Source organism: Mesorhizobium jarvisii, assembly GCF_003601985.1.
GTDB classification, from domain to species: domain Bacteria; phylum Pseudomonadota; class Alphaproteobacteria; order Rhizobiales; family Rhizobiaceae; genus Mesorhizobium; species Mesorhizobium jarvisii.
Map to the genome: position 1 here is coordinate 1 of NZ_QZXA01000003.1, position 14,437 is coordinate 14,437.

The 14,437-nt window shown below is 63.0% G+C and carries 13 protein-coding genes; 8 read left to right on the forward strand and 5 right to left on the reverse strand.

Annotation, left to right across the window (positions count from 1 at the left end; translation table 11 throughout):
• Nucleotides 1-277: transposase (locus D3242_RS07405; RefSeq protein ID WP_147377456.1), on the forward strand; the 277-nt coding region annotated here is incomplete at its 5' end.
• Nucleotides 278-344: 67 nt separating this feature from the next.
• Here the strand turns inward: D3242_RS07405 and coaE are convergent.
• From coaE to D3242_RS07430, 4 genes are all read right to left on the reverse strand, one after another.
• The gene (coaE, locus tag D3242_RS07410; RefSeq protein WP_064981605.1) at nucleotides 345-938 is read right to left on the reverse strand and encodes a dephospho-CoA kinase; all 594 of its coding nucleotides are present in this window, start codon (nucleotides 936-938) and stop codon (nucleotides 345-347) included.
• The gene (locus D3242_RS07415; RefSeq protein ID WP_064981604.1) at nucleotides 935-1,777 is read right to left on the reverse strand and encodes a shikimate dehydrogenase; all 843 of its coding nucleotides are present in this window, start codon (nucleotides 1,775-1,777) and stop codon (nucleotides 935-937) included. The genes coaE and D3242_RS07415 overlap by 4 nt, the downstream gene beginning before the upstream one ends.
• Nucleotides 1,770-2,369: a Maf-like protein gene (locus D3242_RS07420; RefSeq protein WP_019862180.1), complete on the reverse strand. Its 600-nt coding sequence runs from the start codon at nucleotides 2,367-2,369 to the stop codon at nucleotides 1,770-1,772. The genes D3242_RS07415 and D3242_RS07420 overlap by 8 nt, the downstream gene beginning before the upstream one ends.
• A 273-nt stretch (nucleotides 2,370-2,642) precedes the next feature.
• Nucleotides 2,643-3,557, reverse strand: a complete 915-nt coding sequence (locus D3242_RS07430) for a pyruvate, water dikinase regulatory protein (RefSeq protein ID WP_394811824.1) — start codon at nucleotides 3,555-3,557, stop codon at nucleotides 2,643-2,645.
• Between the two features lie 311 nt (nucleotides 3,558-3,868).
• On the opposite strand from D3242_RS07430, the gene hemE reads away from it, so the two are divergent.
• The 3 genes from hemE (at nucleotide 3,869) to rho (ending at nucleotide 6,866) form a co-directional block, all read left to right on the forward strand.
• Complete coding sequence (hemE, locus tag D3242_RS07435; RefSeq protein WP_064981602.1) at nucleotides 3,869-4,900, forward strand: uroporphyrinogen decarboxylase; 1,032 nt, start codon at nucleotides 3,869-3,871, stop codon at nucleotides 4,898-4,900.
• Nucleotides 4,900-5,436 (forward strand): protoporphyrinogen oxidase HemJ, encoded by a 537-nt coding sequence (hemJ, locus tag D3242_RS07440; RefSeq protein ID WP_064981600.1) that lies wholly within the window; start codon nucleotides 4,900-4,902, stop codon nucleotides 5,434-5,436. Before hemE ends, hemJ begins: the two co-directional genes overlap by 1 nt.
• 164 nt (nucleotides 5,437-5,600) lie before the next feature.
• Nucleotides 5,601-6,866 (forward strand): transcription termination factor Rho, encoded by a 1,266-nt coding sequence (gene rho, locus D3242_RS07445; protein ID WP_019862177.1) that lies wholly within the window; start codon nucleotides 5,601-5,603, stop codon nucleotides 6,864-6,866.
• Nucleotides 6,867-7,202: 336 nt separating this feature from the next.
• Here rho and D3242_RS07455 read toward each other — a convergent pair whose 3' ends face one another.
• On the reverse strand, nucleotides 7,203-9,221 hold the full coding sequence (locus D3242_RS07455; protein WP_064981753.1) for a thioredoxin domain-containing protein: 2,019 nt from the start codon (nucleotides 9,219-9,221) through the stop codon (nucleotides 7,203-7,205).
• A 59-nt stretch (nucleotides 9,222-9,280) separates the two neighbouring features.
• Between D3242_RS07455 and mnmE the strand changes: the two genes are divergently transcribed.
• The 4 genes from mnmE (at nucleotide 9,281) to D3242_RS07480 (ending at nucleotide 14,437) form a co-directional block, all read left to right on the forward strand.
• Nucleotides 9,281-10,612 (forward strand): tRNA uridine-5-carboxymethylaminomethyl(34) synthesis GTPase MnmE, encoded by a 1,332-nt coding sequence (gene mnmE, locus D3242_RS07460; protein ID WP_064981599.1) that lies wholly within the window; start codon nucleotides 9,281-9,283, stop codon nucleotides 10,610-10,612.
• A gap of 453 nt (nucleotides 10,613-11,065) precedes the next feature.
• Nucleotides 11,066-12,955 carry a tRNA uridine-5-carboxymethylaminomethyl(34) synthesis enzyme MnmG gene (mnmG, locus tag D3242_RS07470; protein ID WP_064981597.1) on the forward strand — a complete coding sequence of 630 codons (1,890 nt, stop codon included), beginning with the start codon at nucleotides 11,066-11,068 and terminating at the stop codon, nucleotides 12,953-12,955.
• The gene (rsmG, locus tag D3242_RS07475; RefSeq protein WP_019862173.1) at nucleotides 12,952-13,584 is read left to right on the forward strand and encodes a 16S rRNA (guanine(527)-N(7))-methyltransferase RsmG; all 633 of its coding nucleotides are present in this window, start codon (nucleotides 12,952-12,954) and stop codon (nucleotides 13,582-13,584) included. The genes mnmG and rsmG overlap by 4 nt, the downstream gene beginning before the upstream one ends.
• Before the next feature lie 55 nt (nucleotides 13,585-13,639).
• On the forward strand, nucleotides 13,640-14,437 hold the full coding sequence (locus D3242_RS07480) for a ParA family protein (protein ID WP_019862172.1): 798 nt from the start codon (nucleotides 13,640-13,642) through the stop codon (nucleotides 14,435-14,437).

Below are 14,437 nucleotides of genomic sequence, written 5' to 3' on the forward strand. Positions count from 1 at the left end.
CGCCAAGTTGGCCGGCCTGGCGCCGATCGCCAATGACAGTGGCAAGCGCAGCGGTCGAAGACCAGTGCGCGGCGGTCGGGCAGGGCCGCGCGGCGTCCTCTTTCTCGTTGCCAGCATCGTTGCCAAATATGATCCGCATCTGGCAGCTTTCAAGCAACGGTTGCAGACTGCCGGAAAGGAGAAAATGGTCATCCGCATTGCGCTCGCCCGCAAGCTGCTCGTCATTCTCAATGCAAAAGCACGCGACGCGCGTAACGAATTCGCAAATGCAACTTGACACCTCAGATAGTCGCTCATCCGTCGCCTTCGGCGACACCTTCTCCCACAAGGGGAGAAGGAAAGCGTCAGCGACCAGACCCCCCGGAGAGCTCGGCGATAATGGCGGCAACGGCGGCACGAGCCGCCTCCAATCCTTGGCCGGTGTCGATGACGAAATCCGCCAGCCTGCGCTTCTCCGCATCCGGCACCTGCTTGGCAAGGATCGCCGCCAGTTTTTCTTCCGTCATGCCCGGCCGGGCCAGCACGCGCTGGCGCTGGATTTCGGTGGGCGCCGTGACGACGACGACCTTGTCGACGCGGCCACGGCCGCCGGTTTCGAAGAGCAGCGGAATATCGAGCACGGCGATCGATTCGCCGGCGTTACGATGCATGGCCAAGAAGGCGTCGGCATCGGCGCGCACCAGCGGATGGATGATCGCTTCCAGCCGCTTCAGCGCGGCGGCATCGCCAAGCACGCGCGCGCCAAGTCTTGCGCGATCGACCACACCATCGACAACCGTTCCGGGAAAAGCGGCCTCGACCAAAGGCGCCGCCGCACCGGAATAGAGGCGATGCACCGCCTCGTCGGAATCATGGACCGGCACGCCCGCCTCGGCGAACATTTTCGCCGTCGTCGACTTGCCCATGCCGATCGAGCCGGTGAGGCCGAGCACGATCATGGTTTCGGCACCAGATCGGCAACGATGAGTGCGCGAAGCTCCGCCGTGACCTGCGGCCTGATGCCGAACCAATGTTCGAAGCCGGGCACGGCCTGGTTGAGCAGCATGCCGAGGCCGTCGACCGTCTTCAGCCCCCTGGCGCGCGCGGCGGCGAGCAGGGGGGTTTCGAGCGGCACATAGACAAGGTCGGCGACGATGGCGTGGTCCGGCAGCAAGGCCGGATCGGCGGCGAGGCCTTCATTGCCGACCATGCCAAGTGCCGTGGTGTTGACCAGCAGGCCGGCGTCGGCCAGCAATTCGTGGGTCTCCGCCGTGCCATGCGCCGAAACGCCGGCGCCGAAACGATCCCGCAATTCCTGCGCCCGGGCGAGCGTGCGGTTGACGATTCTGATATCGCCGACGCCACGCTGCTTCAGCGCCTGGATGACGGCGCGGGACGCGCCGCCGGCGCCGAGCACGACCGCGGGGCCGGTGTTCGCCCAGCCCGGCGCGTAATCATCGAGGTTGGCGGCAAAGCCGTGGCCGTCGGTGTTGCCGCCCCACAGGAGACCGTCCTCGAACCACAGCGTGTTGACGGCGCCGATCTCCTCGGCCGCCTGGTCGCGGCGGTGGACAAGAGCGAAAGCGGCTTCCTTGTGCGGAATGGTGACATTGCCGCCGCGAAACCCGTTTGCCTGCAAAGCCGCGATGAATTCGGCAAAATCCTGCGGCGCAACGTCGATCGCCTCATAACTGCCGTCGATGCCGTGCTGGGCCAGCCAGTGGCCGTGGATCTTCGGCGAGCGCGAGTGCTTGATCGGATGGCCGGTGACAAAAGCCTTCTTCGTTGCCTCAGCCATCGATGGCCCCCAGCGTGCGCAGTTCGGCCAGCAGCGGCAAAAGCGGCAGGCCGACAATCGTAAAATGATCGCCCTCGATCTTCTCGAAGAGCTGGATGCCTTCGCCCTCGACCTGGTAGGCGCCGACGCTGGCCAGCGCCCTGGCGCCGACACGGGCGAGATGGCGGCCGATGAAGCCGGGGTCGAGCTTGCGCATGGTCATGCCGGCGATGCCGACATGGCGCCATAGCACCTTGCCGTCGCGCACCAGAACGGCGGCGCTGTTGAGCTGGTGGGTCTTGCCCGACAACGCCAGGAGATGGCGGCGCGCGCCTTCCATGTCGGCCGGCTTGTGGAACACTTCGTCACCCAAAGACAAAGTCTGGTCGCAGCCGAGCACCAGCGCGCCGGGCCGGCGTTCGCTGACCTCGGTGGCCTTGGCCTCGGCCAGAACCAGGGCGACATCCTCGGGCGAAACGCCGCTATCCTGCAGCGGCGCCTCGAGCGCGCGCTCGTCGACATCGGCCGGCACGGCCTCGACATCGAGCCCGGCATTGAGAAGCATCGCCTTGCGGAACGGACTGCCGGAGGCGAGGATGATTTTTTCGGTCATTTTTCACTCAGGCGCGGTTGGGATATGAGCTTCAATCTGCAACGTTGGCGCCGCCCCTCATTGTCCTGCCGGACATTTCTCTCCGTATAGAGACGGGGAGAAAGGGGCAGCTTAAGCGCAGGCGCTCTTCTTCGGCTACGCTGGTGATTGGCGAAACCTTCTACGACAGCGCCCCTCTCCCCGTCACTATACGGGGAGAGGATGCCGGCAGGCAGGTGAGGGGCGGCGCCGAGTTTCCGCTAAGAAGTCTCGGAAAACGCACTCCTCGTTCAATTATCTGTTCTTCCCCCGCAGGGCAACGATCGCCGCCGCCGTTTCCTCGATCGAGCGGCGGCTGACGTCGATCATCGGCCAGCCATGGCGCGTGCAGATCTGGCGGGCATAGGCGAGCTCCTCGTTGATGGCGGCGCGGTCGACATAGTCGGTCGGCACATAGGAACTGCTGTTGCCGAGGATGCGGTTCTGGCGGACATGCGAGATGCGCTCGGCGGTGGCGATCAGCCCGACGATCAGCGGCTTGGAGGCGCTGACCAGGCTTTCGGGCACCGGCACGCCGAGCACGATCGGGATGTTGGCGGTCTTGATGCCGCGATTGGCGAGATAGATGCTGGTCGGCGTCTTCGACGTCCGCGAAATGCCGATCAGCACGACATCGGCATCGTCCATATTCGCCGGCAGCTGGCCGTCATCATGGTCCATGGTGAAGTTCAGCGCATCGATGCGGCGGAAATATTCGGCGTCGAGAACGTGCTGGGCGCCGACACGGCGGCCGGCCGGCGTGCCGAGATAGGACTGGAAGACGGTGAGCACCGGCTCCAGCACCGACACGCAGGGCAGGCCCATTGTGGCGCAGCGCTCGTCAATGCCGCGCGCCAGCTTCTGGTCGACGACCGTATAGAGGATGATGCCCGGCTCCTCCTCTATGTCCTCGAACACCTTGGCCACCTGCTTTTCGGTACGGATGAGCGGGTAGATGTGCTCGATCGCCCGTGCATCCTTGTATTGCGCCGAAGCCGCCCGCCCGGCGGCGAGCAGCGTTTCGCCGGTCGCGTCGGAAATCAGGTGCAGGTGAAAGAAGCTCTGGGGTTTGTTCACAGGGATCACCTGGGGCTGTGGGCGGATGTGGATAAAGCGGGACAGAAAGAGGCGCCGGTCGGAGGCGACTGTATCAGATGGCAGTTTGTCCACAATTCGCTGTGCTGTCAGCTTGGTCGGGCGGCTGGGGACAAGTCTGGGGACGGCCGCCTTTGCCTTTCAGCCGTCCACAGGGCGGGATTCTTCCTCGGTTTGCTAAAGCTTTGACTCCGATGATGGATTCCGGATGATCCCCAGAACCCTTAAGTCGGGAGAGGGAAGCGCGCGACAATATGCTTGCTGGCTTTTTGGCTGGCGAAGCGGGACAGGTGACAACCACCACAACCAACAGACTCTTAGAATCAGAAGAATCTTAGATATAAGAATCTTTGATTATAGGAAGGCTGGGAGAGGGTAAGCGCTCAATGCCCAAAAGCCGGATCATGCTAGACGTCCTGAAGGGCGAGGCGCACTTTCCGCCTCCGCTCTGGATGATGCGTCAGGCCGGACGCTATCTGCCGGAATATCGTGAAACACGCAGGCGCGCAGGTTCGTTCCTCGATCTCTGCTACGATCCCGACCTTGCGGTGGAAGTGACCTTGCAGCCGATAGAGCGCTTCGGCTTCGACGCCTCGATCCTGTTCTCCGACATCCTTGTCGTTCCGCATGCGCTCGGCCGCGACGTTCGCTTCGAAGAGGGAAGAGGCCCGCTTTTGACGCCGGTCTCCGTGGCCGAGATCATGGCTCTGGAAAGCGATGTGTTTCACGTGAATCTCGAACCGGTCTACGAGACGGTTCGCCGGTTGCGGGCAAAACTGCCTGACGAGACCACGCTGATCGGCTTCTGCGGCGCGCCCTGGACGGTGGCGACCTATATGATCGCCGGCCATGGAACGCCCGATCAGGCGCCGGCACGGCTGTTCGCCTATCGCGAGCCGGCGGCGTTTCAACATCTCCTGAAGGTGCTTGCCGACCAGTCGGCGGCCTATCTGATCCGGCAGATCGAAGCCGGCGCGGATGTGGTGCAGATTTTCGATTCCTGGTCCGGCGTGCTCGACGATGCGACGTTCGACCAGTTTTGCGTTTGGCCGGTGGCCGAGATGGTCCGCCAGGTTCGCGCCGTTCATCCCGATGTGCCGATCATCGGTTTTCCCAAGGGCGCCGGCGCGCGCTACCGGACCTATCGCCAGAAGACCGGCGTGACGGGGCTGGGGATCGACTGGACGGTGCCGCTAGCGGCGGCGAAGGATCTGCAGCGTTCGGGTGCGGTCCAGGGCAATCTCGATCCCTTGAGGCTCGTGGCCGGCGGCAAGGCGCTGTCGGATGGCGTTGAGGCGATCCTGAAGGCGCTGGGAGACGGGCCGCTGATCTTCAATCTCGGCCACGGCATCACGCCGGAAACGCCGATCGCACATGTCGAGGCGATGGTGAAGCAGGTGAGGAGCGCGACACGCTGATGGCTGAGATGAACAACACCAACAGCACCGGACAGGCGATGATGCGCGTGGTCGTCAGCATCCTTGTGCTGATCGTGCTGACGGCGCTTCTGTTTTTCGTCGCGCCCGAAAGTTTCTATCCCTGGGCAAAGGCGATCCATATCCTTGCCGTCATTTCGTGGATGGCCGGCATGCTCTATCTGCCGCGGCTGTTCGTCTACCACGTCGATGCCGAGAAGGGCTCGGTGCAGTCGGAGACCTTCAAGGTGATGGAGCGGCGCCTGCTGCGCGGCATCATCAATCCGGCGATGATCGTCACCTGGGTGTTCGGCCTTTGGCTTGCCTGGAAAGTCTTTGGATTCCAGGGCGGCTGGCTGCACGCCAAGATCGGTTTGGTGTTGTTGATGTCCGCCGTTCACGGCTATCTGGCCGGCGCGGTGCGCAAATTCGCCGAGGATCGCAACGAAAAACCTGCGAGGCACTGGCGGATCGTCAATGAGATCCCCACATTGCTAATGATCGCCATCGTGATCCTGGTTGTCGTCAAGCCGTTCTGAGGCCGATCAGGCCGTTTAAAACGCGGCTTGCTCTTTCATCCGACCGACGATAAAAGACGGGTCTTCCTTCCCGTCATGCGCCGCCCCTCATTGTTTTCGGCCGCGCCCGGCATTTGTCGCATCCCGCCGATATTTTTCTCCCAAAGCTCACCCAGAGTCCGTCTATGCAAGAAATGAAACTTACCGAATTCAAGAACAAGAAGCCGCCAGAGCTGATCGCTTATGCCGAATCGCTCGAGGTCGAGAACGCCAGCGTCATGCGCAAACAGGAGCTGATGTTCGCGATCCTGAAGAAGCTGGCCGCCCAGGACGTCGAGATCATCGGCGATGGCGTGGTCGAAGTGCTTCAGGACGGGTTCGGTTTCCTGCGCTCGGCCAACGCCAACTATCTGCCAGGTCCCGACGACATCTATATTTCGCCGTCGCAGATCCGGCGCTTTTCGCTGAAGACCGGCGACACGGTCGAAGGACCGATCCGCAGCCCGAAAGAGGGCGAGCGCTATTTCGCGCTGCTCAAGGTCAACACCATCAATTTCGACGATCCCGAAAAGATCCGCCATAAGATCCATTTCGACAATCTGACGCCGCTCTATCCGACCTCGCGGCTGAAGATGGAAATGGAGGTTCCGACCTCCAAGGACATCTCGCCGCGCGTCATCGACCTGGTGGCGCCGCTCGGCAAGGGCCAGCGCGCTTTGATCGTCGCGCAGCCGCGCACCGGCAAGACGGTGCTGCTGCAGAACATCGCCCATTCCATCACCACCAATCACCCGGAATGCTATCTGATCGTGCTTCTGATCGACGAGCGGCCGGAAGAAGTGACCGACATGCAGCGCTCGGTGAAGGGCGAGGTCGTCTCCTCGACCTTCGACGAACCGGCGGTGCGCCACGTCCAGGTCGCCGAAATGGTGATCGAAAAAGCCAAGCGCCTGGTCGAACATGGCCGCGACGTCGTCATCCTGCTCGATTCCATCACCCGCCTCGGCCGCGCCTACAACACCGTCGTGCCGTCATCCGGCAAGGTGCTGACCGGCGGTGTCGACGCCAACGCGCTGCAGCGCCCGAAGCGCTTCTTCGGCGCCGCGCGTAACATCGAGGAAGGCGGTTCGCTGACCATCATCGCCACCGCGCTGATCGATACCGGCAGCCGCATGGACGAAGTCATCTTCGAAGAGTTCAAGGGCACCGGCAATTCGGAAATCGTGCTCGACCGCAAGGTCGCCGACAAGCGCATCTATCCGGCCATGGACATCCTGAAGTCCGGTACCCGCAAGGAAGACCTGCTGGTGCCGCGTCAGGACCTGCAGAAGATCTTCGTGCTGCGCCGCATCCTGGCGCCGATGGGAACCACCGACGCGATCGAGTTCCTCATCGACAAGCTGAAGCAGACCAAGACCAATGCGGATTTCTTCGATTCGATGAATACGTAAGGGCCGGTCCGAAGCTTCCGGACCTGTATCGAGCCCCATTCCAGGAAAACTGGGATGGGGTTTTTCTTTGCTGGGTTAGGTCGGCGGGCCTCGCGGCAAATCGCATAAGTCGGCGCCGCCCCTTATTGCCCTGCCGGGCATTTCTCCCTGTAAACGGGGAGAAAGAGGCTGGAACCAGCGCCGGCGCCTTCCTCCGGAGCGCTGACAATTGGCGAAAGCAGCGACAACAGCTCCCTCGCCCCGTTTACGGGGAGAGGATGCCGGCAGGCAGGTGGGGGGCAGCGCTGACGTTGAAATTTGGGGGCACGGAGCAGTCAGCTAGGTCTCCGGCTCCGCCTATCGACGGCTCAACAACCGCTCCAACTCCTCAGCACTTGTCACCACCGGCAAACAAACCTGCCCTGTACAAAGCCAGGCACCCGGCCTGTCGGTCGGCGGCAGAATCCCGCCCGGCAGCAAGGGTCGATTCGTTTCCGAACCAATCGCGGCAATGATGTCGACGCGGCGCGGGTCGGGGCATCGATTCGCGACCGGAACAAGCTTTGGATCTTCTGGATTGTCGACGATGACCAGTTTCAACGGCTCGATGGCAAGCGTGCAGGCATTGACGATGCCGGCCTGGCCATAGGCCTGTTGCGCTGCGCGGCCGGCGGCGTGCTCTGCGATCTTCCAGGCTTTTTCCCCGAGATCGAGATCGCCGGTCACGGAGGCGAGCCGCACAAGTGCCGCGATGATTTGACTGGTGGCTGACGAAATCGCCTCGTCGACATCGCCCCTAATGCGGATCGGCACGTCGGTGCTGTCCGAGGCGGTCAGATAGTAACCTGTGCCGGCTTCGTCGGCATGCCAATGGTCGAGCTGCTCGATGAACTGTTTCGCCCGGTCGATGTAGCTCCAATCGCCAGACGCCTCGAACAGCGAAATCCCCGCATTGGCCATGGCGGCATAGTCGCTCGACAGAGCGGGAAACAGTTTCCTGGCGCCAAGCATGGAATGCGGCAAGCGGCCGTCGCGGCTGGCGCCGGAGATATGGGCAAAGGCCTTGGCCGCGGCCTCGATCCAGTCGGGCCGGCCCAGCGAGCGACCGGCCTCGGCGAGTGCCGCAATCATCAGGCCGTTCCAGTCCGTGAGGGTCTTGGCATCTAGGCCTGGCCGGACGCGTTCCTCCCGCACGGCGAGAAGCCTGGCTTTGAGCGGAATGAGTTTTTCGCGATCGGCGACGCTTTGGGCTTGCTGGGCGCTGGAATGGTGGACGATAGGCTTGCCTTCCCAGCCATGCGGGCTGGAAAACGTGAAGTACTTGAAAAATAAGGCTGAATCGTCACCAAGGACGGCTTCTATCTCTTCCCGGCTCCAGGTGTAGAACAGCCCTTCCTCGCCATCGCTGTCGGCATCGAGACTGGCGGCGAAGGCGCCGCCTTCGACGCGCATTTCACGCAGCAGCCAGTCGACGGTCTCTTCGATTCGTATCCGGAACAAATGATTGCCGCTTGCCGAAAACGCCCAGTTGCAGAAGCGGATCAGCTCCGCATTGTCGTAGAGCATCTTTTCGAAATGCGGCACCAGCCATTCCGCATCGGTGGAGTAGCGGCTGAGGCCGCCACCAATATGGTCATAGATGCCGCCGGCCAGCATCCGTTCCAGGCTGACCAGCACGTCATCGCGATGCGCGGCGTTGCCATCGCGCAGCCAGGACAGCCACAGGGTGAGCATGAATGGCGCGTTGGGGAATTTCGGCGCGCCGCGCAGGCCGCCAAGCTCGCGGTCGATCATGCCGTCGATGCGGCCGGCGAAGTCGGTGAGCGTGCCGCGGTCGAGGCTCTGCTTGCCATGCGTGCCGGAAAGCCGCGCCTCGACATGGGAGGTCAGCCCGTCGGCGCTCTGGTGCAGGCTGTCGCGCTTCTCGCGCCACGCCTTGTCGACCGCTTCCATGACCTGGATGAAGCCCGGGCGGCCATAGCGCGCCTCGCGCGGAAAATAGGTGCCGCCCCAGAATGGCTTGCCGTCCGGCGTCAGGAACATGGTCAGCGGCCAGCCGCCTTGCTCGCCCATCGAGGACAGCGCGGCCATATAGATCTGATCGATGTCGGGACGCTCCTCGCGGTCGACCTTGATATTGACGAACAGACGGTTCATGACGGCGGCGACGCCGTCATTCTCGAAGCTTTCATGCGCCATGACATGGCACCAGTGGCAGGCGGCATAGCCGACGGAGAGCAGGATCGGGCGATCGAGCGTCCTTGCTTCTTCGAGCGATGCCGGCGACCAGGCCCGCCAATGGACGGGATTGGCGCTGTGCTGCTGCAGATAGGGGCTGGCCTCTTCGGCAAGCAGGTTTTGCGCGGGCAATGTCACAATGGGCAACTCGGGTTGTTTGAAGGCGCGAGGCTAGGGCGGTTCAACAGAGCGGGCAAATGATTTCAGGCGATTCGATCGTTGCGCTGTCGAGCGGCCGGCTTCCGGCCGGTGTCGCCGTGCTGCGTGTCTCCGGTCCGCAGACTCGATTCGTAGTCGAAACGATTGCGTGTGGCATGGTTAAGGACCGGGCGGCGGTTCTGCGCAGGTTCAGAGCGCCGGATGGAACCGTGCTCGACAACGGCCTGGTCATCTTCTTTCCCGGTCCGGCGAGCTTTACCGGGGAGGATGTCGCCGAATTCCATGTCCATGGCGGGCGCGCCGTCGTGGCGCGGATGTTGGAGATCATCGCCGACTTTGACGGCGTCAGGCATGCCGAACCCGGCGAATTCACCCGTCGCGCCTTTCTTAACGGCAAGGTCGACCTCGTCGAGACGGAGGCGCTGGCGGACCTGGTCAATGCCGAGACCGAGGCGCAGCGGCGCTTTGCGGTCCAGAATGCAGAGGGTGTCCAGAGCGAGCTCTATCTAAGCTGGCGCCGCCGGCTGGTCCATGCGCGGGCGATGATCGAGGCGGAGATCGACTTTGCCGATGAGGATGATGTGCCGGGATCCGTTTCGGATACGGTCTGGTCGGAGGTCCGGGCCATGATCGGTGAAATCGATCACCACATCGCCGGATTTCACGCCGCCGAAATCATTCGCGACGGTTTTGAGGTGGTGATCCTCGGCGCGCCCAATGCCGGCAAGTCGAGTCTGTTCAACGCCTTGGCGAGGCGCGATGCAGCTATTGTAACGGATGAGCCCGGCACAACCCGCGACCTGCTCGAGGTGACGCTGGATCTCGGCGGCCTTCGCGTCAGGCTGACGGATACGGCCGGCTTGCGCGACGCACCGGGCAAGGTCGAGGCGATCGGCATCGCGAAGGCGCGGGCCAAGGCCGATCGCGCCGATCTCTTGCTGCTGCTGGAAGACATTTTGTCTCCCGGAGACGTCAGGCCTTTGCCGGGCAAGGCACCACTGTTGCGTGTCGGCACCAAGCTCGACCTGTTGGATGAGCAGGCGGCCGGTGATGCGGCTGGCAGATACGACTTCGTCATTTCAGTTATGAATGGCACTGGTGTCGAGACGCTGCTCGCCGAAATCGGCCGTTGCGCGGCGGAGGCGGCTGGCGACGTCGGCGATATCCTGCCGTCCCGCCTGCGGCATGTTGAACTGCTCGGTGAAGCGAATCGCCATTTGCTTCGCGCGATAGATGAGCACACCGGCGGCCAGGAACTGCGGGCCGAGGAGCTGCGGCTGGCGGCGGATAGGTTGGGCCGAATTGTCGGCGCGATCGATGTCGAAGATATGTTGGATGTGATCTTTTCGCAGTTCTGCATCGGGAAATGATTCACGTGAAACTATGCGGCGTATTGCTTTCCGTGACTCACGTGAAACACAGCGATCCAGAATATGCCGTGTCCTATGAAGCAGGTGCGGGGGCAATTTGCGAGATAGTGGCGGATGGTGGCGCTGCCCCTCACCTGCCTGCCGGCATCCTCTCCCCGTATGGTGACCGGGAGAGGGCGCTCACACGAATGGTTTCGCCAATCGCCGACGTCTCAAGAAGGGGTGCCGGTGTTGCGGCCAGCTGCTTTCTCCCCGTTACTATACGGGGAGAAATGTCCGGCAGGACAATGAGGGGCAGCGCCGACGAGGACCGGCTAGCCGTATCGATTGACGCAGTACCGTCGCCGCGCTGCATCGCCCCCTGTTTCACGTGAAACTTGTCGCGAAGTTTTCTTGACAGCTTGGCCCCGCGGGGACATGTGTCCCTCAATCTTCTTGAGTCCAGGATTTGAAATGACCGGTCACTATGATGTGGTTGTGGTGGGTGGCGGCCATGCGGGGTGCGAGGCGGCCAGTGCAGCCGCGCGCGCCGGCGCGAAAACCGCGCTGGTGACGCTGCGCTTCGACACAATCGGCGTGATGTCGTGCAATCCCGCGATCGGCGGGCTCGGCAAGGGCCATCTGGTCCGCGAGATCGACGCGATGGACGGGCTGATGGGCCGGGTGGCGGATGCCGCCGGCATCCAGTTCCGCCTGCTCAACCGGCGCAAGGGTCCGGCGGTGCGCGGCCCGCGCACACAGGCGGACAGAAAGCTCTATCGCCTTGCCATGCAGGAAGCGATTCGGCAGCAGAACGATCTCGACGTGGTCGAGGGCGAGGTGCTGGATTTCGAGATCAACGACGGACGGATCGCCGCTGTTCTGCTCGCCGACGGCCGCAGGCTTGCCTGCGGCGCCGTGGTGCTGACGACAGGCACCTTCCTGCGCGGCCTTATTCATATTGGCGAGAAGAAGATCGTCGCCGGCCGGATGAATGAGCAGGCGAGCCTTGGGCTGTCGGCGACGATGGACCGCGCCGGCTTCAAGCTCGGCCGCCTGAAGACCGGCACACCGCCACGGCTGGACGGAAGGACCATCGACTGGGTGTCGCTGGAAAGCCAGGCGGCGGATGACGATCCTGTGCCGTTCTCGCTGATGACCGATCGAATCGAGCCACCGCAGATCGAGTGCGGTATCACCCGCACGACATCAACCACGCATGAGCTGATCCGTGCCAATCTTGGCCGCTCCGCCATGTATTCCGGCTCGATTGAAGGCGTAGGCCCGCGCTATTGCCCGTCAATCGAGGACAAGATCGTCAAGTTCGGCGACCGGGACGGCCACCAGATCTTTCTGGAGCCGGAAGGGCTCGACGACGACACCGTCTATCCCAATGGGATTTCGACCTCGCTGCCGCAGGATGTGCAGCTCGAGATCCTCAAGACCATTCCGGGGCTGGAGCGTGCAGTCATGCTGCAGCCTGGCTATGCCATTGAATATGACCACGTCGATCCGCGCGAGCTGCAGCAGACGCTGGAGACCAAGCGCGTTGCCGGCCTCTTTCTCGCTGGGCAGATCAACGGCACGACCGGTTATGAAGAGGCGGCCGGGCAAGGCCTGCTTGCTGGCCTCAACGCGGCACGACGGGCGTCGGGCGGCGAACAGATCGTGCTCAGCCGCACCGAGGCCTATATCGGCGTGATGGTCGACGATCTGACCAGCCGCGGCATCAGCGAACCCTACCGCATGTTCACCTCGCGGGCCGAATTCCGGCTGTCGCTGCGCGCCGACAATGCCGATGAGCGGCTGACGCCGCTCGCCGAAAAGCTGGGGATCGCCTCGGCGCAACGCATGCAGCGCTACGGTGATGTCATGCAGCGGCTCGACGCGGCGCGCGAATTGGCCAGGTCGGTGGCGATGACTCCGAATGAGGCGGCGCGGCATGGGCTGGAGATCAACCGGGACGGCGTGCGCCGGTCGGGTTATGAGCTGCTGGCCTATCCCGACGTGGATGTTGCCTGGCTGGCCAGGGTCGAGCCGAAATTTGCGGCGATCGACGCCAAGACCGCCGAGCGTCTCGAAACGGAAGCGAAATATTCTGTCTATCTCGACCGGCAGAAGAGCGATGTCGCGCAGATCCGCCACGAGGAGAGCCGGCTGATCCCCGAGACGGTGGATTTCGCCGGCGTGCCCGGCCTGTCCAACGAATTGAAGCAGAAGATGCAGGCGCGGCGGCCGCGGTCCATCGCCGACGCGCAACGCATGGAGGGCATGACGCCGGCGGCGCTGGCGATCATTGTCGCACATGTTCGGCACCATGAGAGTGTGCAGAGGCCCCAGGGCGATCAAAGGGTTGTTGCGTGAGCTCTTTCTCTTGGAAGAGCCTGCAGGACGCGGCGGGCCCGGTTTCACGTGAAACATTCGATCGCCTGGTGGCGTTCGAAGCGATGTTCCAGAAATGGAATCGCAGCATCAATCTGGTGGCGCAGTCGACCGCGGGCGATGTCTGGCAGCGCCACATCCTCGACAGCGCGCAGCTGGCGCGCATAGAGCCCACTGCCGCGCGCTGGGTCGATATCGGTTCGGGCGGTGGATTTCCGGGCCTGGTCATGGCTTTCCTGCTCGCCGAGCGCGATGGGGCCAGCATCGATCTGGTGGAGAGCAACCGCAAAAAGGCTTCGTTCCTGCAGACCGTGATCGGCCAGTTCAACCTGCCGGCGCGGGTTGTCGCGCGCCGGATCGAGGACAGCCATGCGCTTGTTTCGCAACCGCAAATCGTCACGGCGCGGGCTCTGGCCTCGCTTTCGGTCCTGCTCGACCTGTCGGCGCCGTGGCTGATGTCGGGCGCACGCGGGCTGTTCCACAAAGGCCGGGATTATCGCGCCGAAGTGCAAGAAAGCGTTAACCGATGGGCCTTCGATCTGGTAGAACATGCCAGTGTGACGGACCCCCAAGGCGTGATCCTGGAACTGTCAAACCTGCGACCCGTCTGATCTTCGACTTGTCGGGCTATTTGGCGACCCAAAAATGAATTTCTGGCATAAACCCATGAAGAACGGCCCCCGAATCATCACCGTAGCCAACCAGAAGGGCGGTGTCGGCAAGACCACCACCGCCATCAATCTGGCCACCGCTCTGGCCGCGATCGGCGAAAAGGTGCTGATCGTCGACCTCGACCCGCAAGGCAATGCCAGCACCGGCCTCGGCATCGACCGCAAGGACCGCACGGTCTCGTCCTACGACGTGCTGACCGGCGAGCTGGAACTGGAAGCCGCGGCCATTCCGACAGCCGTGCCCGGCCTGTCGATCGTGCCGTCGACGCTCGACCTGCTCGGCATCGAAATGGAGATCGCCTCGGCGCCCGACCGGGTGCTGCGGCTGCGCAACGCCTTGCGTGCCGCCTCGGCGCGTTCGGCCGGCTTCGGCTATGTGCTGATCGACTGCCCGCCGTCGCTCAACCTTCTGACGTTGAATTCGATGGCGGCGGCCGATTCGGTGCTGGTGCCGTTGCAATGCGAGTTCTTCGCGCTCGAAGGTCTCAGCCAATTGCTGGAAACCGTCGAGCAGGTGCGCCGGTCGATCAATCCGGACCTCACCATCCAGGGCATCGTGCTGACCATGTATGACGGCCGCAACAATCTCGCCAACCAGGTGGTGCAGGATGTGCGCCAGCATATGGGCGACAAGGTCTACGAGACCATCATTCCGCGCAATGTGCGGGTGTCGGAGGCGCCGTCCTACGGCAAGCCGGCAATCCTTTACGATTTGAAGTGCTCTGGCAGCCAGGCCTATCTGCAACTGGCCTCGGAAGTGATCCGCCGCGAGCGTAAATTGCGCGCCGCTTGA

Excerpts from the sequence above, each read along its gene's own strand:
- mnmE (WP_064981599.1), top strand. The coding sequence starts at position 9,281 with ATGATTTCAGGCGATTCGATCGTTGCGCTGTCGAGCGGCCGGCTTCCG.
- hemE (WP_064981602.1), top strand. The coding sequence starts at position 3,869 with ATGCCCAAAAGCCGGATCATGCTAGACGTCCTGAAGGGCGAGGCGCAC.
- rho (WP_019862177.1), top strand. The coding sequence starts at position 5,601 with ATGCAAGAAATGAAACTTACCGAATTCAAGAACAAGAAGCCGCCAGAG.
- coaE (WP_064981605.1), bottom strand. The coding sequence starts at position 938 with ATGATCGTGCTCGGCCTCACCGGCTCGATCGGCATGGGCAAGTCGACG.
- D3242_RS07480 (WP_019862172.1), top strand. The coding sequence starts at position 13,640 with ATGAAGAACGGCCCCCGAATCATCACCGTAGCCAACCAGAAGGGCGGT.
- mnmG (WP_064981597.1), top strand. The coding sequence starts at position 11,066 with ATGACCGGTCACTATGATGTGGTTGTGGTGGGTGGCGGCCATGCGGGG.
- D3242_RS07420 (WP_019862180.1), bottom strand. The coding sequence starts at position 2,369 with ATGACCGAAAAAATCATCCTCGCCTCCGGCAGTCCGTTCCGCAAGGCG.
- D3242_RS07415 (WP_064981604.1), bottom strand. The coding sequence starts at position 1,777 with ATGGCTGAGGCAACGAAGAAGGCTTTTGTCACCGGCCATCCGATCAAG.
- hemJ (WP_064981600.1), top strand. The coding sequence starts at position 4,900 with ATGGCTGAGATGAACAACACCAACAGCACCGGACAGGCGATGATGCGC.